Source organism: Mycobacterium sp., assembly GCF_046095365.1.
Lineage (GTDB): Bacteria > Actinomycetota > Actinomycetes > Mycobacteriales > Mycobacteriaceae > Mycobacterium.
Genome location: NZ_JBJTJF010000210.1, coordinates 26,706 through 47,626, shown reverse-complemented (window position 1 = coordinate 47,626; position 20,921 = coordinate 26,706). Strand labels below are relative to the sequence as shown.

Annotated in this window: 23 protein-coding genes; 11 read left to right on the top strand and 12 right to left on the bottom strand. The window is 69.4% G+C overall.

Annotation, left to right across the window (positions count from 1 at the left end; all coding sequences use genetic code 11):
• Positions 1-458 (top strand): hypothetical protein (locus ACKOQ4_RS16840; RefSeq protein ID WP_526293733.1); only part of this gene is annotated, 458 nt, incomplete at its 5' end.
• On the opposite strand, the gene ACKOQ4_RS16835 is transcribed toward ACKOQ4_RS16840, so the two are convergent.
• Positions 423-1,763, bottom strand: a complete 1,341-nt coding sequence (locus ACKOQ4_RS16835; protein WP_526293732.1) for a cytochrome P450 — start codon at positions 1,761-1,763, stop codon at positions 423-425. The genes ACKOQ4_RS16840 and ACKOQ4_RS16835 overlap by 36 nt on opposite strands.
• Positions 1,764-1,796: 33 nt before the next feature.
• Here ACKOQ4_RS16835 and ACKOQ4_RS16830 point away from each other — a divergent pair, with 33 nt between their 5' ends.
• A complete protein-coding gene (locus ACKOQ4_RS16830; RefSeq protein ID WP_526293731.1) occupies positions 1,797-2,576 on the top strand; it encodes a site-2 protease family protein in 780 nt (259 codons plus the stop codon).
• Positions 2,577-2,751: 175 nt separating this feature from the next.
• Positions 2,752-3,645: a cation diffusion facilitator family transporter gene (locus tag ACKOQ4_RS16825; RefSeq protein ID WP_526293730.1), complete on the top strand. Its 894-nt coding sequence runs from the start codon at positions 2,752-2,754 to the stop codon at positions 3,643-3,645.
• Between the two features lie 11 nt (positions 3,646-3,656).
• Here the strand turns inward: ACKOQ4_RS16825 and ACKOQ4_RS16820 are convergent, their stop codons facing one another.
• Positions 3,657-4,073: a DUF3151 family protein gene (locus tag ACKOQ4_RS16820; protein ID WP_526293729.1), complete on the bottom strand. Its 417-nt coding sequence runs from the start codon at positions 4,071-4,073 to the stop codon at positions 3,657-3,659.
• Positions 4,074-4,197: 124 nt separating this feature from the next.
• On the opposite strand from ACKOQ4_RS16820, the gene ACKOQ4_RS16815 reads away from it, so the two are divergent.
• Positions 4,198-4,914, top strand: coding sequence for an Rv0361 family membrane protein (locus tag ACKOQ4_RS16815; RefSeq protein WP_526293728.1), 717 nt, complete (start codon positions 4,198-4,200; stop codon positions 4,912-4,914).
• A gap of 10 nt (positions 4,915-4,924) precedes the next feature.
• On the opposite strand, the gene fbaA is transcribed toward ACKOQ4_RS16815, so the two are convergent.
• Positions 4,925-5,959 carry a class II fructose-bisphosphate aldolase gene (gene fbaA, locus ACKOQ4_RS16810; protein ID WP_526293727.1) on the bottom strand — a complete coding sequence of 345 codons (1,035 nt, stop codon included), beginning with the start codon at positions 5,957-5,959 and terminating at the stop codon, positions 4,925-4,927.
• Between the two features lie 109 nt (positions 5,960-6,068).
• Between fbaA and ACKOQ4_RS16805 the strand changes: the two genes are divergently transcribed.
• Positions 6,069-6,731 (top strand): VTT domain-containing protein, encoded by a 663-nt coding sequence (locus ACKOQ4_RS16805; RefSeq protein ID WP_526293726.1) that lies wholly within the window; start codon positions 6,069-6,071, stop codon positions 6,729-6,731.
• Between the two features lie 89 nt (positions 6,732-6,820).
• Here the strand turns inward: ACKOQ4_RS16805 and ACKOQ4_RS16800 are convergent, their stop codons facing one another.
• The 9 genes from ACKOQ4_RS16800 to clpB form a co-directional block, all read right to left on the bottom strand.
• Positions 6,821-7,108, bottom strand: coding sequence for a hypothetical protein (locus tag ACKOQ4_RS16800; RefSeq protein WP_526293725.1), 288 nt, complete (start codon positions 7,106-7,108; stop codon positions 6,821-6,823).
• 37 nt (positions 7,109-7,145) lie between these two features.
• Positions 7,146-7,817: an LpqN/LpqT family lipoprotein gene (locus ACKOQ4_RS16795; RefSeq protein WP_526293724.1), complete on the bottom strand. Its 672-nt coding sequence runs from the start codon at positions 7,815-7,817 to the stop codon at positions 7,146-7,148.
• 86 nt (positions 7,818-7,903) lie between these two features.
• Positions 7,904-9,022: a glycoside hydrolase family 76 protein gene (locus tag ACKOQ4_RS16790; RefSeq protein WP_526293723.1), complete on the bottom strand. Its 1,119-nt coding sequence runs from the start codon at positions 9,020-9,022 to the stop codon at positions 7,904-7,906.
• Positions 9,023-9,038: 16 nt separating this feature from the next.
• Complete coding sequence (locus ACKOQ4_RS16785) at positions 9,039-9,695, bottom strand: TrmH family RNA methyltransferase (protein WP_526293722.1); 657 nt, start codon at positions 9,693-9,695, stop codon at positions 9,039-9,041.
• On the bottom strand, positions 9,692-10,417 hold the full coding sequence (locus ACKOQ4_RS16780) for a hypothetical protein (protein WP_526293721.1): 726 nt from the start codon (positions 10,415-10,417) through the stop codon (positions 9,692-9,694). The genes ACKOQ4_RS16785 and ACKOQ4_RS16780 overlap by 4 nt, the downstream gene beginning before the upstream one ends.
• Positions 10,410-10,970, bottom strand: a complete 561-nt coding sequence (pyrE, locus tag ACKOQ4_RS16775) for an orotate phosphoribosyltransferase (RefSeq protein ID WP_526293720.1) — start codon at positions 10,968-10,970, stop codon at positions 10,410-10,412. The genes ACKOQ4_RS16780 and pyrE overlap by 8 nt, the downstream gene beginning before the upstream one ends.
• Positions 10,957-11,733: an SDR family NAD(P)-dependent oxidoreductase gene (locus tag ACKOQ4_RS16770; protein WP_526293719.1), complete on the bottom strand. Its 777-nt coding sequence runs from the start codon at positions 11,731-11,733 to the stop codon at positions 10,957-10,959. Before ACKOQ4_RS16770 ends, pyrE begins: the two co-directional genes overlap by 14 nt.
• Before the next feature lie 20 nt (positions 11,734-11,753).
• On the bottom strand, positions 11,754-12,527 hold the full coding sequence (ttfA, locus tag ACKOQ4_RS16765) for a trehalose monomycolate transport factor TtfA (protein ID WP_526293718.1): 774 nt from the start codon (positions 12,525-12,527) through the stop codon (positions 11,754-11,756).
• Positions 12,528-12,607: 80 nt separating this feature from the next.
• Entirely contained in the window at positions 12,608-15,154 is a 2,547-nt protein-coding gene (gene clpB, locus ACKOQ4_RS16760; protein ID WP_526293717.1) for an ATP-dependent chaperone ClpB, read from the bottom strand.
• A gap of 160 nt (positions 15,155-15,314) precedes the next feature.
• On the opposite strand from clpB, the gene ACKOQ4_RS16755 reads away from it, so the two are divergent.
• The 6 genes from ACKOQ4_RS16755 to ACKOQ4_RS16730 all read left to right on the top strand — a co-directional run bounded on the left by ACKOQ4_RS16755 (position 15,315) and on the right by ACKOQ4_RS16730 (position 20,911).
• Positions 15,315-15,623: a hypothetical protein gene (locus ACKOQ4_RS16755; RefSeq protein WP_526293716.1), complete on the top strand. Its 309-nt coding sequence runs from the start codon at positions 15,315-15,317 to the stop codon at positions 15,621-15,623.
• Between the two features lie 115 nt (positions 15,624-15,738).
• Positions 15,739-15,981 (top strand): hypothetical protein, encoded by a 243-nt coding sequence (locus ACKOQ4_RS16750; RefSeq protein WP_526293715.1) that lies wholly within the window; start codon positions 15,739-15,741, stop codon positions 15,979-15,981.
• Positions 15,982-15,991: 10 nt separating this feature from the next.
• Positions 15,992-17,797, top strand: a complete 1,806-nt coding sequence (acsA, locus tag ACKOQ4_RS16745; protein ID WP_526293714.1) for an acetate--CoA ligase — start codon at positions 15,992-15,994, stop codon at positions 17,795-17,797.
• Entirely contained in the window at positions 17,794-18,765 is a 972-nt protein-coding gene (pdhA, locus tag ACKOQ4_RS16740) for a pyruvate dehydrogenase (acetyl-transferring) E1 component subunit alpha (RefSeq protein WP_526293713.1), read from the top strand. Before acsA ends, pdhA begins: the two co-directional genes overlap by 4 nt.
• Complete coding sequence (locus tag ACKOQ4_RS16735; protein ID WP_526293712.1) at positions 18,762-19,739, top strand: alpha-ketoacid dehydrogenase subunit beta; 978 nt, start codon at positions 18,762-18,764, stop codon at positions 19,737-19,739. Before pdhA ends, ACKOQ4_RS16735 begins: the two co-directional genes overlap by 4 nt.
• A complete protein-coding gene (locus ACKOQ4_RS16730) occupies positions 19,736-20,911 on the top strand; it encodes a 2-oxo acid dehydrogenase subunit E2 (protein WP_526293711.1) in 1,176 nt (391 codons plus the stop codon). The genes ACKOQ4_RS16735 and ACKOQ4_RS16730 overlap by 4 nt, the downstream gene beginning before the upstream one ends.
• Positions 20,912-20,921 lie beyond the last annotated feature (10 nt).

The following is a 20,921-nucleotide window of genomic DNA, read 5'->3' as shown; positions in this document are numbered from 1 at the left end:
TCGTGCAGGTCTGGCTGGCGGTGACCTACTACCGGGACACCGTCAAGCAAGTCTCGATCCTGGAACTGCTGGCCTTCCTCGCGGTGCCCGCCGGCATCCTGGTGATGTCATTCCTGCTGCCCGAGGCGCGGTGGGATTCCGAGCTGCCGGCCGCCGAGACCTTCGGGCGGGTGCGGCCGTTCTTCTTCGGGGTGCTGATTGCGATGGTGGCGGTGAACCTGCTGCACGACTTCGCGATCGGGCAGCAGGGTCTCGACATGGACCTGCTGTTCCAATGCCTGATCGTCGCCGGGGCGGTCCTCGGCCTGACACTGCGCAGCACGACGGCAGACACCGTGCTGGCGGCGGCGATGATCGCCGTCGTGCTTGCCTACATCGGACTCGGCTACTCCACGGTGGAAGTTGGAACGGTGGACGCGGGATCAGAGGCCACGACCGGAACCGGTCAGCTGTTCTGATGGCCGAAACCGGACGCGGGTTCCGTTGCGCGGCACAAGAACCGGGGCAGCGCGCCACGGAGGGCCCTCCGGGCGCGCACTGACCGCTTCGAGCCGACCCTCCCGAAAGAGCGTATGCAGGACGGTGACCAGTTCCCGCATCGCGAATGCCGCCCCGATGCAGCGTTTGATTCCGCCGCCGAAGGGGATCCAGGTGTGCGGCTGGGGCTTGACGCCGAGGAAACGCTCGGGACGGAACCCGGCCGGGTCGGGATAGCTGTCGGGATCCCGGTTGACCGCGTCGAGCAGCAGCACGATCCGGGTACCCGGTTCCAGGGTGTAGTCGCCGAGCCGGTACCGCCCGGCGGTCATCCGCCCGGTGATCGGAGCCGGCGGCCACAGCCGCAGGGTCTCGTTTATCACCGCCTCGGTGTAGGCGGTCGCACCGGACTCCGCTTCGGCGCGCACCCGCTCCAGCGGCCCCGGGTGGTGCAGCAGCAGGTCGACCACCCAGGCCAGTGTGGTGGCCGTCGTCTCATGGCCGGCCAGTACCAGGGTGACCAGATCGTCACGGATCTCTCTGTCGGACAGGCCTTCTCCGTCCTCGGTGCGGGCGTCGACGAGCATGCCCAGGACTCCGCCGCGCTGCCCGGGGGCGGCCCGGCGGGCGGCGATCAGCGGCATGAGTACGTCGTCGATGCGGCGATTGACACCGCCCAGCCGGCCCCAGAGCCGAAGCCCGCCGATCCGCCGGGCCGCGTAGCGCACCGGTGTCTCCCCGGAGATGGCAAGCACCAGCAGGTCGTCGAACGGTGCGGCGAGCCGGGCCACCTCGCCGGGGTCGTCGACGCCGAACATGATCCGCACGGTCACGTCGAGGGTCAGTTCACGCGCCGCCTCGAGCATTCGCATCGGCCGGCCGGCCGGCCAGCGCGCCATGGCGGCACGGGTGGCCGCCTCGATGATCGGAACGTAGCTCTCCAGCACGCTGCCGTGCAGCGGCGGGGTCAGCAGTTTGCGCCGGCGCAGATGCTCGGGCTCCTCCTGCACGAACATCGACCGCCGACCGTAGATGGCGGCGGCCGGGCCCACCCCCTGGCCGCCGAGCAGGACGTCGGGTGCCGCAGCGAAAACCTGCCTCACCAGCCCGGGGTCTGCGACGGCGACCACCGGTCCGTATCCCAGCACCGGCAGCGCGACCACCGGACCCACCCTGCGGACCAGCCGGCTCACCAGCTGCTGGCCCCCGATGCCGTAGGCGGCGGCATAGAGGCCGCCGAACAAACCGGTGAGGGGTTTGGGCGCGGGCAGAGCCGGTGGACGCATGTCAAGAACCATCCCACAGGTACCTTCGGTGCTGTGAGCATCAGCCCGCTGCACCAGTCGGTTCGCCCCAGCCCGGTCTTCCTCGCACTCGTCGGCCTCACCGTCCTCGGCGGGGTGCTGGCCTGGGTGGCGGAGTTGTCCACCGGACCGATGGCGCGGGTCGGGGTGTTCGTCTTCGTCATCGCCGGCTGGGTGGTGTCGCTGTGCCTGCACGAGTTCGGGCACGCCTACACCGCCTGGCGCTTCGGCGACGACGACGCGGCGGTGCGCGGTTACCTGACGCTGAACCCGCTGAAGTACTCCAGCCCGATGCTGTCGATCGGTCTGCCGCTGTTGTTCATCGCCCTGGGCGGCATCGGACTGCCCGGCGGTGCGGTCTATCTGCGCACCGGGCTGATGACGACGCGCCAGCGCACGATCGTCAACCTCGCCGGGCCGTTCGCGAACCTGGTCCTCGCCGTGCTGCTGCTGGGAGCGGCCCGGTTGTTCTTCGACCACGACCACGCCGTGTTCTGGGCGGGGGTGACGTTCCTGGGGTTCCTTCAGGTCACCGCGCTGGTTCTGAACCTGTTGCCGATCCCCGGTCTGGACGGGTACGCCGCACTGGAGCCGCACCTGGGCCAGGCCACCCAGCGCGCGCTGCAGCCGGCCAAGCAGTTCGGTTTCCTGATCCTGCTGGTGGTGCTGATCGCCCCCGGCCCGAACCGGTGGTTCTTCTCCGCGGTGTTCTCGCTGTTCGACCTGTTCGGGGTTTCGCGCGGGCTGGCGTTCGCCGGCATGGACCTGACCAGGTTCTGGTCGGACTGGTACTAGGCCGCGGCGGAGCCGACACTCGGCCCCGGACATTGTCAGCCCCGGACATTGGTAGTGCGGCAGCGAACCCCCTCTACGCTGCCGCACTTCCTTGACGGTATCGACCGCCCGCCGGGCGGCGATAGGGCCGAAAGTAACCACGTCGACGGTCGGCACGGCGGCTATATTCCCAGCCATGGGCGCAGGGCACAGCCACGGCGGTGCGGACACCCGGGTGAGCCGGATGGCACTGGCCTCGGCGATCCTGGGCGCCTTCTTCCTCATCGAGCTGACCACCGCGCTGGCCATCGGCTCGCTGGCGTTGCTGGCCGACGCCACCCACATGCTCACCGACCTGGTCGCCCTCTTCATGGGCCTGACCGCGGTGCTGCTGGCCCGCCGGGGTTCGAAGTCGGCGGCGCGCACCTACGGCTGGCACCGGGCGGAGGTCTTCACCGCGGTGGCCAATGCCGTGCTGCTGCTCGGGGTTGCCGCGTTCATCGTCTACGAGGCGATCGAGCGGCTCGGCCGGACTCCGGACGTGCCGGGTTGGCCGATGATCGTGGTGGCGCTGCTGGCGCTGACGGCGAATCTGACTGTGGTGCTTCTGCTTCGGTCGCAGGCCTCCGACAGTCTGGCGGTCAAGGGCGCCTACATGGAGGTGGTGGCCGACGCGGTCAGCAGCCTCGGCGTGCTGATCGCCGGCATCGTGACGGTCACCACCCGCTGGCCCTATGCGGACACCGTGGTCGCCGTGCTGGTCGCGTTATGGGTTCTGCCGCGGGCGATCGCGCTGGCGCGGGCGGCACTGCGCATCCTCTCGGAGTCCTCGCCCAAGCACATCGACGTCGAGGAGCTGCGCTCCGCGCTGGCCGCGGTGGACGGGGTCACCGAGGTGCACGACCTGCACGTGTGGACCCTGGTGCCCGGCAAGGACATGGCGACCGCGCATCTGTCCACCAACGGCTCGTCCGACCGGGTGCTGGCCGACGCCCGGGCGGTGCTCGACGCGCGTGGTCTCGGGCACGCCACCATCCAGGTGGAGCCGCCGGGCTCGGCCCCCGGCTGCCCGGAGCAGAGCGACCTGTGACCGGGCTCCGGTCAGACCAGGCCGAGCTCCGCGCGGGCCGCCGGGTCGCAGTCGTCGAGCAGGTCGCGACACCGTTCGAACTCGCTGGTCTCCCCGATGGCGTCGGCGGCCCGGGCGAGCGCGGCGACGCACCGCAGGAAGCCGCGATTGGGTTCGTGGCTGTAGGGCACCGGGCCGAAGCCCTTCCAGCCGTTGCGGCGCAACTGGTCCAGCCCTCGGTGGTAGCCCGTGCGCGCGTAGGCGTAAGCCGTCACCGCCTTGTCGGCGTCCAGGGCGTCCTCGGCCAGGCAGGCCCAGGCCACCGACGCGGCGGGGTGGGCGGCCGCCACGATCGCCGGGGTCTCCCCGGCCTCGAGCAGGGCCTCGGCCTCGACGTCGCCGGGCAGCAGCACCGGCGGGGGTCCCAGAAGATCACCGAAGGAAGTCATGGGCCCCATTCTGCCGGGCCTCGACGGCCGGCGCGCCGGGACGTCCGGAGTTGCGCGCGGCCGGGAGTCGGGCCCACCCGCTAGGGTCTGGAGGAGACCGCACCAGGAGGGACCCCAGCAGGCCATGTCGAATCCGTCCGGCGACGGCAACGGCGATGCCGACCGGCCCGCCGAAGCCGCCGGCCTACCGCGGGCTGACGGTGATCCGGTCACCGAGGTGATCCGGATTCCCGCCGACGCCGGTATCGCGGCGGCCGCCCTTGACGAACGTCGTTACACCGCACCGGGTTTCGATGCCGGCTCGACACAGATCATCGACCGGGTTCCCGACGCCGAGACCGAGTTCATCGCGACGTCATCCTCGTCTTTCGCCGCGGCCGCAGGGACGGCCCCGCAAGCCGTCCCGCCCCGGCGCCGCCGCTGGCTGATCCCGATCCTGCTCGTGGCGGCCGCACTGGCCGCCGCGGCGATCCTCGGAGTCGTGCTGCTCAAACGCGCCCAGGCGGCCAGGGCCTCGCAGGAGGCGGTGCGCTCAACCATCGAGACCTTCGACGCCGCGGTGCGCAAGGGCGATCTGGCCACGCTGCGCTCGGTCACCTGCGGGCAGACCCGCGAGGGCTACGTCAACTACGACGACAACGCCTGGGCCGACGCCTACGCGCGGATCGCCGCTGCCAAGCAGTACCCGGTGGTCGCCAGCATCGACGAGGTGGTCGTCAACGGCGAGCATGCCGAGGCCAACGTCACCTCCTACATGGCCTTCGACCCGGCCACCACGTCAACCCGCAGTTTCGATCTGCAGTTGCGCGACGACCAGTGGAAGATCTGCCAGTCGTCCTGACGACGCTTCGTCAGGCCGAGACACTCCGGCCGGCGCTGCGAAGGTCGTTGCACGCCTCGATGATCCGTTCACTCATCCCCGCCTCGGCCTTCTTCATGTAGCTGCGCGGGTCGTAGACCTTCTTGTTGCCGACCTCACCGTCGACCTTGAGCACACCGTCGTAATTGGCGAACATGTGTCCGACGATCGGACGGGTGAAGGCGTACTGGGTGTCGGTGTCGACGTTCATCTTGACCACGCCGTAGCGCAGCGAGTCCTCGATCTCCGACTTCAGCGACCCCGACCCGCCGTGGAAGACGAAGTCGAAGGGCTTGGCGTCCTCGGCCAGCCCCAGCTTGGCGGCCGCCACCCGCTGGCCCTCGGCAAGAACATCCGGCTTGAGCTTCACGTTGCCGGGTTTGTACACGCCGTGAACGTTTCCGAACGTCGCCGCGAGCAGGTAGCGGCCGTTCTCGCCGGTGCCGAGGGCGTCGACGGTCCTCTCGAAGTCGGCGGGAGAGGTGTAGAGCTTGTCGTTGATCTCGGCCTCGACGCCGTCCTCTTCGCCGCCGACGACGCCGATTTCGACCTCGAGGATGATCCGGGCCGCCTCGGCGTGCTTGAGCAGTTCCCGGGCGATCGACAGGTTCTCCTCGATCGGGACCGCCGAGCCGTCCCACATGTGCGACTGGAACAGCGGGTGCCGGCCCGCCCGGACCCGCTCGGCGGAGATCGCCAGCAGCGGGCGGACATAGGTGTCCAGCTTGTCCTTGGGGCAGTGGTCGGTGTGCAGGGCCACGGTGATCGGGTACCTCTCGGCGACGACGTAGGCGAACTCGGCCAACGCCACCGCTCCGGTGACCATGTCCTTGATCCCGAGGCCGGAACCGAATTCGGCCCCGCCGGTGGAGAACTGGATGATCCCGTCACTGCCGGCGTCGGCGAATCCCTTGAGCGCTGCGTTGATGCTCTCCGACGAGGTGCAGTTGATGGCCGGGAACGCGAAGGAGTGCTCCTTGGCCCGGTTCAGCATCTCCGCGTAGACCTCGGGGGTGGCGATCGGCATTGGCGGGTCCGTCCTCTCTGGGCTGTCCCGGCACTGTAGTCAAGTCCGGCTCGTGTCTAAGCCTGTCTGACACGAAGTATGTCAAACCGCACCGGTATCTTGGGGCGTCATGATCACCACCGCGATGGCCCTGCCGCACATCATGGACCCGATGTACTGGCTCGGCGAGGGCGGCCCGTTCGCCTCCGCGGTGCTGCCGGGCATCCTGATCATCGTCTTCATCGAGACCGGCCTGCTTTTTCCGCTGCTGCCCGGCGATTCGCTGCTGTTCACCGGGGGGTTGCTGGCCGCCGCGCCGAACCCGCCGGTGAGCATCGGGGTGCTGCTGGTGTGCGTTCCCCTGGTCGCCGTTCTGGGTGACCAGTGCGCGTATTTCATCGGCCGCCGGATCGGTCCGGCGCTGTTCGACAAGGAGGACTCGCGGCTCTTCAAGAAGCACTACGTGACCGAGTCGCACGCCTTCTTCGAACGGCACGGTCCCAAGACCATCATCCTGGCGCGGTTCGTCCCGATCGTGCGGACCTTCACCCCCGTGCTGGCCGGGGTGTCCTACATGCGCTACCCGGTGTTCCTGGCCTTCGACATCGTCGGCGGCATCGTGTGGGGCGCCGGGATGACGCTGCTGGGCTACTTTCTGGGGAACGTGCCCTTCGTCAAGGCGCACCTGGAACTGATGATCCTGCTCATCGTGTTCCTCTCGGTCCTGCCGGGCCTGCTCACCGTCGGGCGCAACCTGCTGCGCCGCCGCGGCGCCCTGCCCGAGGAGACCTAGGCTTCACCCCGGCGCTTTACCCCGGCGCTTTACCCCGGCGCTTCACCCCGGCGCTTCACCCCGGCGCCGTACCCGCCCAGGCGATCGGCCTACGGCCAGGTGCCGTTGGGGTTCGGGCCCGCGAGCGTGGACCCGGGGATCGGCGTGTTCTGCAGCGCGCCCAGGCACAGCCCGAGGCGACCCGGCAGGCAGGGGATGTTGCCGGAGCCGCCGTAGCTGTTGCTGGGGTTGTTCTGCGACCAGCACAGACCGGTGATGGGGTCCGCCCACTGGCCGCCCGGGCACGGCGCGGCGCCGGCGATCGCCGGCGCCGACAACAGTCCCAGGCCGACAACCGCGGCGGCCAGGAGGCGGGAAGCCGAGGAGCGCAAGGTCATGTGGTTCTCCGTCCGTGAAACTCGGGTGTCCAGACGATCAGGACGGGGCGTAGATCTTGGTTTTCTCGCTGATGAGGGCCGCCGCGTCGATGACGACCTGCTTCTCGCCCTTCGGAGCTTCGCCATTGAGCTGGAGGACGAAAACGCTGTCGTCCTTGCCCGGGACGATGACGGTCTGCTGGCCGACCACCCGGGGCTTGCCCTCCCACATGTAGGTCCCGGCGTAGTCGATGGCGTCGAACCCGCCGAGTGAGTCGCGCTTCGGTGGCGAGACCGGCTCGAAATCCGGAAGGTCGTTGAGCTGCCCCGGGGCGTATTCGAGGATCTTGGCCGGATCGACGTCGCCGGTCAGCTTGGAGGCGATGGCGACGATGAACGGCGGGTCCTGCGGGTCCTTGGCCTTGTCGTAGACGATGGCGCCGTAGGCCCAGTCCGGGGTCTTGTCGCCGGCCGACCTCCAGTCGGGCGGGAAGGGGAAGTCGAATTTCGGCGTTCCCGGCTCGTTGGCCTTGAACGGCTCCTCGGCGATCTTGTTGTCGGAGATGTACTGGTGCAGGGTGGCTCCCACTCCGTGCTCCTCGCCGACCCACACCGTCGGGGTGGCCGTCGTGGTGGCAGTGGAGGCCTGCTCGGTCCTCGGACTGCAGCCTGCGAGCGCCGTGCTGAACGTGACGGCGAGTACTCCCGTCAGCGCCGTGATGGTCTTCATCGGTTCACGCTCTCCTTCGGCTCCACCTGCCGGCAGAGCATAACCCGGCACGTCCCCCCGCCGCGCCGCCACAGCGCCAGGTACGGCTAAGTCGCCGCCGACACGGCGTACGCGGCCTCCATCAACATCCAGCCGGAGACCTGGACCGACAGGTCGCGCTCCGGGCAGGGCGATTCGAACACCGCTCCGTCCACCCGGTCGCCGGACTCCTCGGCAGCGCCGGGCACCACCGCGGCGCGGTCCCAGAACGCGGCGAACAGCGGAAGGCCGTCGACCTCGGCCCGGTTGTCCCAGGCTGCCCGGGCGGAGGCGAGCACGATGTCGCGGGCGGCCTCCCGGGTGGCCACGTCGGCCGCCGAGTCGCCCGGCAGGCCGGTCGCGGCCAGCGCCAGGTAGCGCGCGGTGATGCCGGCGAACAGACCGCCGTCACCGCCGCCGGCCCCCTTGAGCACTCCGCCGGGGGCCATGTGCCCGGCGATCGCCGGCACCAGCCGGCGAACCCGGGCGCCGTGGCGCGGATCGCCGGTGCGGATCGCCAGCTCGGTCTCCAGACCGACGACCACACCCTGGCAGTAGGTGTACTGGGCGCGCACCAGGGAACCCTCCTTGATGCCGTCGAAGACCAGATGGGTCTCCGGGTCGATCAGCGTCCGGTCGACCCAGTCGGCCATCTCGCCCGCACGGGCGAGGTTGCCGTGGCGGGCCAGGAAAATCCCGGCCGGACCGTTGGCCGGGGCGTTGAAGAAACGGTCCTTCTTGCGCCACGGGATGCCGCCGCCGTCCTGCGGCGACCAGGAGTCGACGAGTTGGGCCGACAGCGTGGACAGCGCCTTGGGATTGGGCACCCCCGCCAGCCGGCCGGCCCGCTCCAGCGCCAGTGCCAGCCAGGCCATGTCGTCGTAGTAGCTGTTGGTCCACCGGCCGTTGTTGCGGGTGAACTGCCCGCGGATCTGCCGCTTGATCTTCTCGACGCGCTCGGGTGCGGGGTCGCGAACCTCGGCGTCGACAAGCGTGTCGAGCAGATGCGCCTGCCACCAGTAATGCCAGGTCGCGAAGCTGGAGTCCTTAGCCGTCGGCGGCCACCCCACCACACCGAGTTGGGTGCCGGGCACCTTCAGCAGCTTGCGCAGATGCCGGGCGGCGACGGCCGCCTCGGCACTGGCCGCCCGGTTCCTCCATTGCTGGTCTGTGATCAGCTGGTCCATGAGGGGCAATCCTGCCCTACCAGGCCCGGGACAAGTCGGACCATTGCCTGATCCAGGCGTGCATGGCGATCCCGGCAGCGACTCCGGCGTTGATGCTGCGGGTGGATCCGAACTGGGCGATCGACACGATCAGATCCGCTCCGGTCCGGGCAGCTGCGGAGATTCCCGGACCTTCGGAGCCGAACACCAGCAGGCAGTCACCCGGGAGAGTGGTCTGTTCCAGACGCAGCGCGCCGGCAACGTTGTCGACGGCGACGACGTGCAGTCCGGCCGTCCGGGCGAAGGAGATCAGGTCCTCGGTGGTGTCGTGGTGGGCCAGGTGCTGATACCGGTCGGTGACCATGGCCCCACGGCGGTTCCACCGCCGCCGGCCCACGATGTGGACGGTGTGCACGGCGAAGGCGTTGGCGGTGCGCACCACGGCTCCGATGTTGGCGTCGTTGCCGAAGTTCTCAATCGCCACATGCAGCCGGTGACGACGCCGGTCGATGTCGGCGACGATCGCCTCCCGCCGCCAATACCGATACGCGTCAACGACATTGCGGCGGTCGCCATTTTCCAGCAGGTCGGGGTCGTAGCGCGGGTCGTCCGGACTCATCCCGGGGTGGGTGTCGCTCCAGGGGCCGACGCCTGCGGCTCCGGTGTCCCATTCGGTGGGGCCCGGACCGGTCATCGCCGCCCCCGCGCGTCGATCAACTCCACCCGGGCGAACCGGCCGCCGCGGCGGCCCACCACCGCTACCTCGGCGTCCACCCCGGCCAGTTCCGGTTGGTCGGGCCAGAGTGCGGGCCCCGACCCGACCGGCAGTGCCAGGCCGGCGCAGGTGCCGACCCGCCGCGGGCCGCCGCCGTCGTCCAGGACGGCCCCGGCTATCCGGCCCTCCTGGAGGATCAGCCCGGCCAGCCGATCGCTTGCCGGTGCGAGGAGGCCGGCGGCCCGGTCGCGCAGCCACCGCACAAGGTCCGGGCCGGGCGCGCCGCCGTCGGACCGATAGCCGCCGATCAGCCCGGCCGTGATCGACCGGCCACCCGCATCACACATGGGCTCCAGATCCGGCACACCGGTGCACAGGACACCGAACGGCGATCGGCGGCACGCCGCCGACCACCGCCGGAGCTCCTCGCCGACAAAGGGTTCCAGCACCGCCCGCTTTCCGGTGGCCGGCGGCGCCGGCGCCGCGCACGTCAGCGTCAGGCTCGGATCCGGCTCGTCTTCCTCGAGATCCTCGGTCATCGCAACCCGGTAATCCAGGGTCTGCGGATCCAGGTGCGCGGATTCGACGACAATCACATCGAGACCCTTTGCGGCGCAGAGGATTCCGTAGGCCAGAGGGCCCGGCTCCGCACCGACGCACAACAGGTCGACGACGTCGTCCCAGTCCTCGGTCTCAAGCATCGACGAGGCCGAGGTCGGCCAGGCCGAGGATGCTCCGGTAGGGCACCCCCTCGGCCTCGATCGCCTCGGCCGCACCGGTGGCGCGGTCCACCACCGTGGCGACCCCGACCACGGTCGCCCCCGCGTCACGCACGGCGCGTACCGCCGTCAGCGCCGAACCGCCCGTCGTACTGGTGTCCTCCACCACCAGAACACGGTGGCCGGAAACCTCTGATCCTTCGATAAGGCGCTGCATCCCATGGCTTTTCACCGCCTTGCGCACCACGAACGCGTCGATCGGACGGCCGGGTGAGTGCATGACCGCGCACGCCACCGGATCGGCCCCCATGGTCAGGCCGCCGACGGCCGCGTAGTCCCAGTCGGCGGTGAGCTCGCGCATCAGCCGGCCGATCAGCGGGGCGGCCCGATGGTGCAGGGTGGCCCGACGCAGGTCGACGTAGTAGTCGGCCTCCTTGCCCGAGGAGAGTGTCACGCGGCCGAACACCACGGACAACCGGCGAACCAGGTCCGCAAGTTCGGCTCGTTCGGCGGAGTTGAGTTCAGGTGCGGCCATGGCCTCGTCCCAATCTGTCGGTTAACGCACGGACCAGTCCGCGGGGAATCAGTCGGCCGGCGCCGGTCAGCACCTTGTACTGCAGGCCCGGGATGCTGACCACCCTGCCCCTGGCGATGTCGGCCAGACTCTCGGCGACCACGGTGTCGACGGTCAGCCACAGCGGGCCGGGCAGGGTGGCCATGTCGATCCCGGCGCGCTGGTGGAACTCGGTTCGCACGTACCCCGGGCACACCGCGTGCACGCCGACCCCGGTGCCGGCCAGACCGTTTGCCAGGCCTTCGGAGAAGAACACCACCCAGGCCTTGGACGCCGAGTACGTCGATCCGCGGCCCGGCAGCAGCCCGGCGACACTGGCGATGTTGATCACGCTGCCCCTGCCGCCGGCGACCATCGGCGGCAGTGCGGCGCGGGTCAGCTGCATGACAGCGGTGACATTGACGTCGAGCTGGCGCTGCAGCACCGCGGGGTCGGCGGTCCAGAAGTCCCCGGAGGTGCCGAAACCGGCATTGTTGACCAGCACCTGCACCCCGGCACCGAGCCGACGGGCGACGGCGTCGCGGTCGGGAGCCTCGGCGAGGTCCGCACGCAGGACCTCCACGTCGACACCATGAGCGGCACGCAGTTCGCCCGCCAGATCAGCGAGCCGGACGGCGTCGCGGGCGACGAGCACCACGTCGTATCCGTCGTTGGCGAACCGTCGTGCGTACCCGGCGCCCAGGCCCGAGGTGGGCCCGGTGATCAGAGCTACCGGACGGGTCACCCCGTCACCCTATCGCCGGGTCAGGTCTGGTAGTTGGGCGCCTGCGTACCGGTGCGGGGCGGCTGCGGGCGCAGCACCGGCGGGGCCTCGCTGCGGCCGAGAGGGAGTTCGTGACGGCCCGCGTGGGGTTGCGGACGGCCGGGTTCGGCGGTGCGGAGGCCGGAATGGACCGCGGCGGCCTGCGCGGGGATGGGCGGAAGCACCCGCAGCAGGTCGTTGAACTGCCGGACGGTGCGCAGACCCTCGTCCCACTCGGCGCGGGTGGACGAGATCGGCATGGCCAGCAGTGTCCAGTTCTGCTCGTTCCACATGATCTCGGCGCAGTCCGGCGCGGTGTGGGCGAAGGTGACCATGCGCCGGTCGCAGGCCCGCCGTGCGGCGTCGAGGTTGTTGGAGTACAGCATTCGCGGCCCGATCGCCCCCAGCAGCCACACGTCGGTCTCGCGCGGTTCCTTGACACCCTTGAGACGCAGGTCCATGACGATGTTGGTGCCGACCTTGCGGTGCAGCGCTATCACGGTGGCGACGTCCTCGAGGTCGAAGACGTAGACCGCCTCGCCGCGGACCTGACCGAGCACCACGTTGCGCGCGTTGACCTCGCCGACGGTCGACATCACGCCGCGCTCCCAGCGGTCGAGGATCTCCGTCGACTGCTCTTCGTAGTCGAAACCGTGCGCGCGGGCCCAGGACTTGCGGCGCCGGCCCAGACCCCGGCGCCGTCCGGTCTCGATGTACAGCAGAACCCCCGCACCCACGAAGCAGAGTGCGGACAGCGTGAACCAGAACGGGACCATTGCCCCGTAGCCTAACCGTTGGCCGCCGTTCACCGAGAGGCCCCGCAGATAACAACCGGGTCACCTTTCACGGCCGGGGATCAGCCCAGGATCAGCGAGTCCCCGTCCGGGGCGACGTTGACCGGCACGACATCGCCGTCGTGGATCTCGCCGGCCAGCAGCATCTTGGCCAGCTGGTCGCCGATGGCCTGCTGGACCAGCCGGCGCAGCGGCCGGGCGCCGTAGACCGGGTCGAACCCGCGCTGGGCCAGCCACTCCTTGGCAGGCAGCGACACCTGCAGCTCCAGGCGTCGCTGGGCCAGCCGCTTCTGCAGCTGGGCGAGCTGGATGTCGACGATCTGCACCAGCTCGTCGGCCGACAGCGCGTCGAAGATCAGCACGTCGTCGAGACGGTTGATGAACTCCGGCTTGAACGCCGCGCGGACCGCGGCCATCACCTGGTCGGCGTCGCCGCCCGAGCCCAGGTTCGAGGTCAGGATCAGGATGGTGTTGCGGAAGTCCACCGTCCGGCCCTGCCCGTCGGTCAGCCGTCCCTCGTCGAGCACCTGCAGCAGCACGTCGAACACGTCCGGGTGGGCCTTCTCGACCTCGTCGAAGAGCACCACCGTGTAGGGCCGGCGGCGCACCGCCTCCGTCAGCTGGCCGCCCTGGTCGTAGCCGATGTAGCCGGGAGGAGCACCGACAAGCCTTGCCACGGAATGCTTTTCGCCGTACTCGCTCATATCGATGCGCACCATCGCGCGTTCGTCGTCGAAGAGGAAGTCCGCCAGCGCCTTGGCCAGCTCGGTCTTGCCGACACCGGTCGGGCCGAGGAACAGGAACGATCCGGTGGGCCGGTTGGGATCGGCCACGCCGGCCCGGGTGCGGCGCACCGCGTCAGAGACGGCCTGCACGGCGGCCTTCTGCCCGATCACCCGCTTGCCGAGCTCGTCCTCCATGCGCAGCAGCTTGGCGGTCTCGCCCTCCAGCAGCCGGCCGGCCGGGATGCCGGTCCAAGCCGCCACCACGTCGGCGATGTCGTCCGGGCCCACCTGCTCCTTGAGCATGACGGCCTCGCGGGCCTGGGCCTGGGGCAGCGCGGCGTCGAGTTGCTTCTCCACCTCGGGAATCCGGCCGTAGCGCAGCTCGGCCGCCTTGGCCAGGTCGCCGTCGCGCTCGGCCCGGTCGGCCTCGCCGCGCAGCACCTCCAGCTGCTCCTTGTACTCGCGGACGACGTCGATGGCGTTCTTCTCGTTCTGCCAGCGGGTGGTCAGCTCGGCCAGCTTCTCCTTCTGGTCGGCCAGCTCGGCGCGCAGCTTCTCCAGCCGTTCCGCCGAGGCCTCGTCCTCCTCCTTGGCCAGCGCCATCTCCTCGATCTCCAGCCGGCGGACCAGCCGCTCGACCTCGTCGACCTCGACGGGCCGGGAGTCGATCTCCATGCGCAGCCGGGAGGCGGCCTCGTCGACCAGGTCGATGGCCTTGTCCGGCAGGAACCGGCTGGTGATGTAGCGGTCGGACAGGGTGGCCGCCGCCACCAGCGCGGAGTCGGTGATCTGCACGCCGTGGTGGACCTCGTAGCGGTCCTTCAGGCCGCGAAGGATTCCGACGGTGTCCTCCACCGACGGCTCGCCGACGAACACCTGCTGGAACCGGCGCTCCAGGGCGGCGTCCTTCTCGATGTACTTGCGGTACTCGTCGAGGGTGGTGGCCCCGACCAGCCGCAGCTCGCCGCGGGCCAGCATCGGCTTGATCATGTTGCCGGCGTCCATCGCGCCCTCGCCGGTCGCGCCGGCGCCGACGATGGTGTGCAACTCGTCGATGAAGGTGATGATCTGCCCGGCGGATTCCTTGATCTCGTCGAGCACGGCCTTGAGCCGCTCCTCGAACTCGCCGCGGTACTTCGCGCCGGCGACCATGGACCCGAGGTCCAGGGAGATGACGGTCTTGTCGCGCAGGCTCTCCGGAACGTCGCCGTCGATGATGCGCTGGGCCAGGCCCTCGACGATCGCGGTCTTGCCGACGCCGGGCTCGCCGATGAGCACCGGGTTGTTCTTGGTGCGCCGGCTGAGCACCTGAATGACGCGGCGAATCTCGTTGTCCCGCCCGATGACCGGGTCGAGTTTGCCTTCGCGCGCGCGGGCGGTCAGGTCGGTGGAGTACTTCTCCAGCGCCTGGTACTTGGCCTCGGGATCGGGGCTGGTGACCCGCGCGCTGCCGCGGACCTTGACGAAGGCTTCGCGCAGCGCCTGCGGCGAGGCCCCGGCCCCGGTGAGCAGCTTGGCCACATCGGAGTCACCGGTGGCCAGGCCGGCCAGCAGGTGCTCGGTCGAGACATACTCGTCGTTCATCTCGCCGGCCAGTTGCTGGGCGGCGTTGATGGCGGCCAGTGACTCCCGAGACAACTGCGGCTGGGAGGTCGCCCCACTCGACGTCGGCAGCCGGTCGACGAGTTTCTGCGCCTCGGTCCGGATGGTGGCCGGGTTGACCCCGACAGCCTCGAGCAGCGGGCCGGCGATGCCGTCGGTCTGGGTGAGCAGGGCCATCAGCAGATGGGCGGGCCGGATCTCCGGGTTGCCCGCCGCGCTGGCGGCCTGCAGTGCGGCGGTCAGCGCCGCCTGGGTCTTGGTGGTCGGATTGAAAGAGTCCACGCTCCGACGTCCTCCATTTCTCCTGATAGAAGCTTGTCGAGGTATACAACACCGGCAACGTTGAGTCTGTTCCGCTCAAGTCTAATCAATCCCGCTTTCGGCCGGTAGAGGCTTACGGCCGTATTCCCACGGCCGTCATGATCGAACGTATGATCGAATAGTGACGGGGCTGGCGGCGATCGGATACAACGGCCAGCCCGTGCGCCCGCCGTTCCGGCCGGTGCGCCCGCCGGTGCCGGTACTGGTCGATCTCACCGCGATCTTCCCGCGCCGGCCGCACCGCCGGGGTGGGTACCACCCCCACGGACTGCAGATGGACAAGGTGGTGACCGGCAGTCTGAGCTGCTGGGGCAAGTGCGAGCAGGGCGAGTGGTGGGGACTGGTCAGTTATCCGATCAGCTACGGCGCCCGCAGCAGGGCCGTGACGCACTGGGTTCCGGCGTGGACGCTGCGTCCCGCACCGGGCTGAGGCGCCCGTCGAGACCGCCCGCCGAAATCGCCGTCAATTAGGGGACTTTCGCCCCTTCCCGCTCGATATGCGGTGAAATGAATATCACAGGGTGTCGGGATTTAGGGGATCGGTGATGGCCAGGGCCCAGTGGGCTGAGGAGATGGACAGCATCGCCTGGACGTTCCTGTGCTCACCGTTCACCCGGCGCGACTACTGGGACTGGTCGCTGGAACGTCGCATCGACGCCTTTCTGCGTCAGCTCGAACGGCTCGACATCCTCAACGACGGCGCGGCCTACGACGCATTGATCGAGCGGGTGATGGCCAACTTCCCCAGGGCCCGCCGCTCCGGCGTACTCGATCCGCCGCGCCGCTAGGCCGGACACGGTGGACGACGGCTCAACCGCTGATGCAGTGATCCGCAAAGGTCCGGCCGACCTGAAGGTTGCACCGAACCTGCGCGACTACGACGCCACCCGCGCGTCCTTCTCCTGGTCGCAGGTGCCCGACCTGTGTGAGGGCATGGTCAAGCCCGATGGAGCAGCCGGCTGCAACATCGCCTACGCGGCGGTCGACCGCCACGCGCACGGACCCGGGGCCGGCCGAACCGCGCTGCGGTTCGTCGCCGACACCCCGGGTGCTCAGGAGTTGTCCGCCCATGACCTCAGCTATGCCGAGTTGGGCCGGCTGACCCGCAAGTTCACCAATGTTCTTCGCGGACTGGGAATCAGCAAGGGCGACAAGGTATTCGTCATCATGGGCCGGGTCCCCGAGCTCTACATCAGCATGCTCGGCGCGTTGCGCAACGGCAGCGTGGTCTCACCACTGTTCTCGGCATTCGGACCGGAGCCGATCGCCACCCGGGTGAACATCGGTGCGGCCGACGTGCTGGTGACCACTGCCGCGATCTACAGGCGCAAGATCGCCAAGATCCGCGGGGATCTGCCGTCGGTCAAGCATGTCCTGATCGTCGGCGACGGGGCAATCGAGGGCACCCTCGACTTCGCCGACCTGATGGACCGCGCCGGCGACGACGCGCCGATCGAACACACCACCGCCGACGACGTCTCCCTGCTGCACTTCACCAGCGGTACCACCGGCACCCCCAAGGGCGCCCAGCACGTGCATGCCGCAGTGGCGATGCACTACATCACCGGGCTGTTCGCCCTTGACCTTCATCCGGACGACATCTATTGGTGCACAGCGGATCCCGGTTGGGTCACCGGCACCGCGTACGGGATCATCTCCCCGCTGCTGCACGGCGTCACCTCGATCATCGACGAAGCGGAGTTCGATGCCGAGCGCTGGTACCGGATACTCCAGGACGAGAAGGTCACCGTCTGGTACACGGCTCCCACCGCCGTCCGAATGCTTATCAAGGCGGGCGAGGAACTGGCCGACAAGTACACCTTCCCGCATCTGCGGTTCATCGCCAGCGTCGGCGAACCGCTCAACGCCGAAGCCGTCTGGTGGGGGAAACGGGTACTCGGCCTGCCCATTCACGACAACTGGTGGCAGACCGAGACGGGCGGCATCATGGTGGCCAACACCCCCGCATTCGACATCAAACCCGGTTCGATGGGCCGGCCACTGCCCGGCGTCGATGTCGTCGTCGTCGACCACGATCAGGACACCGGGACGGTGCGCGTGATCGAAAAGCCGGACGTGGAGGGCGAACTCGCCCTTCGGGTGGGCTGGCCGTCGATGTTCCGCGGCTACCTCGACGCCGAGGAGCGCTACCGCAAGTGCTTCTCCGGAGACCTCTATCTGTCCGGCGACCTGGTCAAGCGCGACACCGACGGGTATCTGTGGTTCGTCGGAAGGGCCGACGACGTCATCAAGGCCTCCGGCCACCTGATCGGGCCGTTCGAGGTGGAGAACGTGCTCACCGACCATCCGGCGGTCGCCGAGGCCGCGGTGATCGGCAAGCCCGACCCCACCTACGGCGCGATCGTCAAGGCCTTCGTGACGCTCAAGACCGGTTACACCGGGGACGACGACCTGCGCCGCGACCTGATGGGCCATGCCCGCAAGCGACTCGGGGCGGCGGTGGCGCCCAAGGAAATCGACTTCCTCGACTCCCTGCCGCACACCCGCAGCGGCAAGATCATGCGCCGGCTGCTCAAGGCCCGCGAACTCGGCCTGCCCGAGGGCGACACCTCAACCGTCGAGACGCCGGGGGCCGGGACGTGACCGATCCGGCCTTCGCCCGTCAACTGCTGACCGACATGATCCGGGTGCGCCGGATGGAGGAGAAGTGCGCCGAGATGTACTCGGCCGGCAAGATCCGCGGCTTCCTGCACCTCTATGTCGGCGAGGAGGCCGTGGCCGCGGGCTCGCTACGGGTGCTCGGCGACGACGACGCGGTGGTGGCCACATACCGCGAGCACGCCCACGCGCTGCTGCGCGGAGTCCCGATGACCGAGATCATGGCCGAGATGTTCGGCAAGCGGGAGGGCTGCTCGGGAGGACGCGGCGGCTCCATGCACCTGTTCGACGCCGAGCGCCGCTTCTACGGCGGAAACGCCATCGTGGCCGCCGGGATACCACTGGCGGCCGGGCTGGCCTTCGCCGACAAGCAACTCGGGCGGAATCGGATCAGCGCCTGCTACTTCGGCGAGGGTGCCACCGCCGAGGGCGCCTTCCACGAGACGATGAACATGGCCGAACTGTGGCAGCTGCCGGTGCTGTTCTGCTGCGAGAACAACCGGTACGCGATGGGCACGTCGATCGACCGCGAACTGTCCCAGCAGGATCTGGTCGCCAAGGCGGCGGCCTATCGGGTGCCGGCCGCCTCCGCCGACGGCATGGACGTACTGGACTGCCACGCCGCGATGCGGCGGGCCGTCGGGCACATCCGGTCAGAGGGCGGCCCGTTCTTTCTGGAATTCCGCACCTACCGGTTCCGTCCGCATTCGATGTTCGACCCCGAGTTGTACCGGGACAAGGCCGAGGTCGCCCAGTGGCGCGACGAACACGATCCCATCCGCACATTCACCGAACGCTGCGTATCCGATGACCTGCTCACCGCCGACGATGTGGCGGCGATCGAGGCGGCCGTCACCGTCGAGGTCGACGGAGCGGTGGCCTACGCCGAAGCCGGGACACCGGAGGGCGTGGACACCCTGACCCGCGACGTGATGACACCGGCCGGGCCATGAAGACGACATACCGCGGCGCCGTTCATGACGCGATCGCCGACGCGATGCGCGCCGACGAACGGGTGGTGCTGCTCGGCGAGGACGTCGGACGTTACGGCGGCACCTACGCGGTGTCCAAGGGGATGCTCGAGGAGTTCGGGGCGCTGCGCGTCCGGGACACCCCGATATCGGAGTTGGGCTTCGTCGGGATCGGGATCGGCGCAGCCCTGGGCGGACTTCGGCCGATCGTCGAGGTGATGACGGTGAACTTCAGCCTGCTCGCCCTGGACCAGATCGTCAATACCGCTGCGGCACTGCGGCATATGTCCAATGGACAGTTCTCCGTGCCGGTGATCATCCGGATGGCCACCGGGGCCGGCCGGCAGTTGGCGGCTCAGCACTCGCACAGCCTGGAGAACTGGTACGCGCACATACCCGGCATCACCGTGCTGGCGCCGGCCACCGTGGCCGACGCCTACGGCATGCTCCGCACCGCGCTGGGCAGCCCCGACCCGGTGGTGATAGTCGAGCATGTCGGGTTGTACAACCTCTCGGCCGACCTCGATGCGCTCACGCCCACTGACATAGGCCGGGCTGCTCTGCGCCGCAACGGCTCTGACGCCACTATCGTCGCCTACGGGGGCTGCGTGCCCAAGGCACTGGACGCCGCCGAGGAGCTGGCGCAGTCCGGTGTCGAATGCGATGTCATCGACCTGCGGGTGCTGCGGCCCCTGGACGACGCCACCATTATGGATTCGGTCCGCAGGACCCACCGCGCGGTGCTGGTGGACGAGGGCTGGCGCACCGGGAGCCTGGCCGGCGAGATCAGCGCGCGAATCGTCGAGCAGGCGTTCTACGAACTCGACGCGCCGGTCGCCAGGGTGTGCACCGCCGAGGTGCCGATTCCGTACGCGAAGCATCTGGAGGAGGCGGCGCTGCCCCAACCGGACAAGATCGTCTCGGCGGTTCGCGGACTGTTCGGAGAGAACCGATGATCGAGTTCACCATGCCCGCCCTCGGGGCGGACATGGACGAGGGACGCCTGGACGAATGGCGGGTCAAACCCGGCGACACGGTGACCCGGGGCCAGATCGTCGCGGTCGTCGAAACCACCAAAGCCGCTGTCGAAATCGAGTGCTGGCATGACGGAGTGGTCAACGAGCTGCTGGTCCCGGTCGGTCAGACCGTGGCCGTCGGGACGCCGTTGGCCACCCTGCTGGAAGCCGGCGAGAAGCCCGGGAGCGGGCCGCCGGGTGCCTCCGCCTCCGGAGCCGCTCCGATCGGCCACCGGCTGTGGGTCTCCCCGGTCGCCCGCAGAACCGCGGCCACCCTGGGGGTGGATCTGACGTCGATGACCGGCACCGGCCCGCAGGGCGCGATCACCCTGCACGACGTCGAGCACGCCGCCGCCGCCGCGCACCACGAGGCGCCCGCACCCGAACCCGCCCCGACAGCACCGGCGGCCCCGACACCGCGCTCGCCCGCCGAGAAGGCGCGCGAGCGCGGCGCGGCGATGCGGGCCTCGATCGCCGCGGCGATGAGCCGCTCCAAACGGGAGATCCCGCACTACTACCTGGCCGACGAGGTCACTCTCGACAGCGCGCTGGACTGGCTCGCCGACTACAACGCCGGGCGGCCCGTCACCGAGCGGATGCTGGTCGCCGTGCTCCAGCTCAAGGCGGTGGGTCTTGCGGCGCGCCGGTTCGGCGAGTTCAACGGCTTCTGGCGTGACGAGGGGTTCGCCGCGGGGACCGGTCAGCACGTCGGCGTCGCGATCTCGCTGCGCGGCGGCGGCCTGGTGGCACCGGCGATCCACGACGTCTCGGAGAAGACCCTCGCCGAACTGATGACCGACCTGACCGATCTGGTGGCCCGGGCCCGGTCGGGCTCGCTGCGCAGCTCTGAGATGTCCGACCCGACCATCACCGTCACCAACCTGGGCGCCAACGGCGTCGACTCGGTTTTCGGGGTGATCTATCCGCAGCAGGTCGCCATCGTCGGATTCGGCAAGCCCGCCCAGCGGGTAGTCGTGGTGGACGGCGGCATCCGGGTGGCCACCACCGTGCAGGCCACCCTGGCCGCCGACCACCGGGCCAGTGACGGCGCCCGGGGGTCGCTGTTCCTGGCCGAGATCAACCGGCTGCTGCAGCAGCCGTCGGAGCTGTGAGTGAGGAGAA

What these genes read in the sequence shown, in the direction of transcription:
- ACKOQ4_RS16835 (WP_526293732.1), bottom strand. Translation starts at nt 1,763, where the DNA reads ATGCGTCCACCGGCTCTGCCCGCGCCCAAACCCCTCACCGGTTTGTTC.
- ACKOQ4_RS16825 (WP_526293730.1), top strand. Translation starts at nt 2,752, where the DNA reads ATGGGCGCAGGGCACAGCCACGGCGGTGCGGACACCCGGGTGAGCCGG.
- ACKOQ4_RS16820 (WP_526293729.1), bottom strand. Translation starts at nt 4,073, where the DNA reads ATGACTTCCTTCGGTGATCTTCTGGGACCCCCGCCGGTGCTGCTGCCC.
- ACKOQ4_RS16815 (WP_526293728.1), top strand. Translation starts at nt 4,198, where the DNA reads ATGTCGAATCCGTCCGGCGACGGCAACGGCGATGCCGACCGGCCCGCC.
- fbaA (WP_526293727.1), bottom strand. Translation starts at nt 5,959, where the DNA reads ATGCCGATCGCCACCCCCGAGGTCTACGCGGAGATGCTGAACCGGGCC.
- ACKOQ4_RS16805 (WP_526293726.1), top strand. Translation starts at nt 6,069, where the DNA reads ATGATCACCACCGCGATGGCCCTGCCGCACATCATGGACCCGATGTAC.
- ACKOQ4_RS16800 (WP_526293725.1), bottom strand. Translation starts at nt 7,108, where the DNA reads ATGACCTTGCGCTCCTCGGCTTCCCGCCTCCTGGCCGCCGCGGTTGTC.
- ACKOQ4_RS16795 (WP_526293724.1), bottom strand. Translation starts at nt 7,817, where the DNA reads ATGAAGACCATCACGGCGCTGACGGGAGTACTCGCCGTCACGTTCAGC.
- ACKOQ4_RS16790 (WP_526293723.1), bottom strand. Translation starts at nt 9,022, where the DNA reads ATGGACCAGCTGATCACAGACCAGCAATGGAGGAACCGGGCGGCCAGT.
- ACKOQ4_RS16785 (WP_526293722.1), bottom strand. Translation starts at nt 9,695, where the DNA reads ATGACCGGTCCGGGCCCCACCGAATGGGACACCGGAGCCGCAGGCGTC.
- ACKOQ4_RS16780 (WP_526293721.1), bottom strand. Translation starts at nt 10,417, where the DNA reads ATGCTTGAGACCGAGGACTGGGACGACGTCGTCGACCTGTTGTGCGTC.
- pyrE (WP_526293720.1), bottom strand. Translation starts at nt 10,970, where the DNA reads ATGGCCGCACCTGAACTCAACTCCGCCGAACGAGCCGAACTTGCGGAC.
- ttfA (WP_526293718.1), bottom strand. Translation starts at nt 12,527, where the DNA reads ATGGTCCCGTTCTGGTTCACGCTGTCCGCACTCTGCTTCGTGGGTGCG.
- ACKOQ4_RS16750 (WP_526293715.1), top strand. Translation starts at nt 15,739, where the DNA reads ATGGCCAGGGCCCAGTGGGCTGAGGAGATGGACAGCATCGCCTGGACG.
- ACKOQ4_RS16735 (WP_526293712.1), top strand. Translation starts at nt 18,762, where the DNA reads ATGAAGACGACATACCGCGGCGCCGTTCATGACGCGATCGCCGACGCG.
- ACKOQ4_RS16730 (WP_526293711.1), top strand. Translation starts at nt 19,736, where the DNA reads ATGATCGAGTTCACCATGCCCGCCCTCGGGGCGGACATGGACGAGGGA.